This window comes from Pseudoalteromonas sp. Z1A6, assembly GCF_011378745.1.
GTDB lineage: Bacteria > Pseudomonadota > Gammaproteobacteria > Enterobacterales > Alteromonadaceae > Pseudoalteromonas > Pseudoalteromonas arctica.
Map to the genome: position 1 here is coordinate 1 of NZ_WTKW01000451.1, position 2,756 is coordinate 2,756.

Annotated in this window: 3 protein-coding genes; 2 read left to right on the forward strand and 1 reads right to left on the reverse strand. The window is 39.8% G+C overall.

All coding sequences use genetic code 11. From position 1 onward, the window contains the following. The first annotated feature begins 200 nt into the window (after positions 1 to 200). A complete protein-coding gene (locus GQR46_RS18360) occupies positions 201 to 1,604 on the forward strand; it encodes a M28 family metallopeptidase (protein WP_165741964.1) in 1,404 nt (467 codons plus the stop codon). A 117-nt stretch (positions 1,605 to 1,721) separates the two neighbouring features. Continuing rightward, on the forward strand, positions 1,722 to 2,168 hold the full coding sequence (locus GQR46_RS18365; RefSeq protein ID WP_165741967.1) for a DUF4826 family protein: 447 nt from the start codon (positions 1,722 to 1,724) through the stop codon (positions 2,166 to 2,168). A gap of 62 nt (positions 2,169 to 2,230) precedes the next feature. Here GQR46_RS18365 and GQR46_RS18370 read toward each other — a convergent pair whose 3' ends face one another. Beyond that, complete coding sequence (locus tag GQR46_RS18370) at positions 2,231 to 2,689, reverse strand: GNAT family N-acetyltransferase (protein WP_165741970.1); 459 nt, start codon at positions 2,687 to 2,689, stop codon at positions 2,231 to 2,233. Between the last annotated feature and the right edge of the window lie 67 nt (positions 2,690 to 2,756).

Sequence of the window (2,756 nt, forward strand, 5' to 3'; positions counted from 1 at the left end):
AAAATATATTTTAGGAATAAAACTTTGGATGTTTGGTTTAATTCCTATGGCCGGCATTATGTTAATTGTGCGACTCAATTAATTCTCTAACTATTGTTATAACTGCGCTTTAGCGTGCTCCTTTCTGCATCTACCTCAAATGTATTGCCATAAAACCTTAGTTCAGTAATGGTTACACTATAATAATTAGGAGCTAATAGATGCTTAAATCACCTTTTAAAATATCAACAAGATTACTTAAATTTAGCGTACTTGCTAGTGCATGTACCATTGCGATGTCAGCACATGGGCAAACACAATTACAGTATACCGACCAACAAAAGTTACACGATATAGCTAGTGAAGTGTCGGCTGAACGTATTGGCAGTGACATTCAAACGCTGGTGGATTTTGGTACTCGTCATACGCTTTCAGAGACTAAATCGGATACTCGAGGCATTGGCGCGGCAAGGCGTTGGATAAAAAAAGAATTCGAAACAATATCAGCCCAATGTGGAGGCTGTCTTGAAATAATAGAAGTGAAAGAGACTATTTCGGGTGAAAAACGCATTCCGAATCCTGTTGAAGTGGTGAATATTGTCGCTATTCAACGCGGGTCAAGTGAGCCTAATCGCATGGTGATGATGTCGGGTGACATAGATTCGCGTGTAAGTGATGTTATGGATTTTACCAGCGATTCGCCTGGAGCAAACGATAACGCGTCGGGTGTTGCTGGTGTAATTGAAGCTGCGCGAGTACTGAGTAAGTATAAATTTAATGGCTCAGTAGTGTATGCGGCGCTTTCGGGCGAAGAGCAAGGGTTGTTTGGCGGAAAAATACTCACCGCGTATGCGCAAAAGCATAACTGGCAAGTTCATGGTGTTTTAAATAACGATATGATTGGTAACATTACCGGAATTAATGGCGTAATCGATAACACCACTGCACGTATATTCTCTGAAGGCACCCGTGTTGTAGAAACCAAGGCGCAAGCTAATACTCGTCGCTTTACAGGTGGTGAAGTTGATTCGGCGAGTCGCAATTTAGCACGTTATATTGATACCGTTGCCGACAGATACATCCCTAATCTAGATACGATGCTTGTATATCGATTAGATAGATTTGGCCGTGGTGGGCATCATCGTCCATTTAACGATGCAGGTTTTGCAGCGGTGCGTATTATGGAAACTAACGAGCACTACGATCGTCAGCATCAAGATCTACGCACTGAGAATGGTGTTGAGTATGGCGATACAATTGAAGGCGTTGATTTTGATTACACGGCAAAGCTAACCTCACTTAATGCGGTAACTATGGCGTCTATGGCATGGGCACCTGCACCACCAAAAAAGGTTAAAATAACGGGGGCTGTTACAGCTAATACTTCGTTTTCATGGGCGAAAAATGATGACGAGAACATTGCTGGATATAAAATTTATTGGCGTTACACGAGTGAGCCGCAATGGCAATTTAGTAAATACGTGGGTAATGTTTCAAAGTATACGCTTGAAAATGTAGTGATTGATAATTATTACTTTGGTGTTGCCTCTGTTAGTAAAGAGGGCATTGAGTCACCAGTGGTTTTTCCGGGTGATGTAGGATCGTTTGATCACAATATAAAATAGCAATTTGTCTAAAAACACAGCAAACAGAAGGCTTTAAGGTGCAAACGGCTGTTTTATACTTGCACCTTATTTACTAAGCCCTTAGAGTGTAAAAAAAGAAGTAAAAAGGTTATTAAAATGGAACAACAAGAAAAAAAACAGTTAACAGCACAAGAGCAAGCTTTAGCAGAACAGCAAGGTATTGCATGGCAGCGTGAATGCTTTCAAGCTGCACAAAAGCATTTAGCCGAAAAAGGTATTATGCCAAAGTCAGTAGTTGATAAAGACAGCCGATTTTTAGCACCTCTTTGTGCAATGTGGAAGTTTAAAGCACAGAACGGTAAAACTTATTGGGTTGTTACAGGGCGCTTACCTACTGATCATGCTGAAGTAAGTGCAGCAACAGATGCACGCGATGCAATGCGTTACTTTTCATTGCAGTGGCAATTAAAAGCGGATCAAATTATGAGTACAGGCGCGCGAGATAAAACGCAGGTAGATTTTGCTAACTTACTTATAAATAGAGCACATGGCTTGTACGAAATATATGAGAATGAACCACTGTGGGCTAATGAATCAAAGTAGCTATGGTGCGTATTAAGCAATAACGTAGAGGGTAATAGCTTATTTATTACCCTTTTCTTTATCTAATGAACAAGCGTGAAAGGGGCTGTATTAAAGTGCTCAACTTTACACTGCATACGCTGTCTTGCAATTCCAGCTTCCATAAAAACATTTCCGTGTTCTGCAAAGCCATTTAGCTTAAAACGTCCTACTTCATTTAAAATACAATTAATGCTGATTTCTTCTATGCCTTGGCTAGATGCTAGCTTAACAATAAAATTGAGAAGTGATTTATATACACTGCGATTTCGGTGGGCGGGTAATACTGCTATTCTGCTAATTAAGCCATCAGTACATAATCTACCTGTTGCAACAGGGTGGTGCGCGTCATCTGTAACAAGTACATGTAACGCAATTTTATCTAGGCTATCAAACTCAATGTGTTTTGGAATATGTAATTCGTAGACAAAAACCCGCTCACGAATTTTTTGTAATATGTCTTTTTGTAAATCCCATTCAACTTTATTAACCAAATAGCCCATTGCATACTCCTATTGATACCAAATTAAAATGAGTGAGCAATCGCAGCAAAATTATTTAAGCCAAGAT

Excerpts from the sequence above, each read along its gene's own strand:
- GQR46_RS18360 (WP_165741964.1), top strand. The coding sequence starts at position 201 with ATGCTTAAATCACCTTTTAAAATATCAACAAGATTACTTAAATTTAGC.
- GQR46_RS18365 (WP_165741967.1), top strand. The coding sequence starts at position 1,722 with ATGGAACAACAAGAAAAAAAACAGTTAACAGCACAAGAGCAAGCTTTA.
- GQR46_RS18370 (WP_165741970.1), bottom strand. The coding sequence starts at position 2,689 with ATGGGCTATTTGGTTAATAAAGTTGAATGGGATTTACAAAAAGACATA.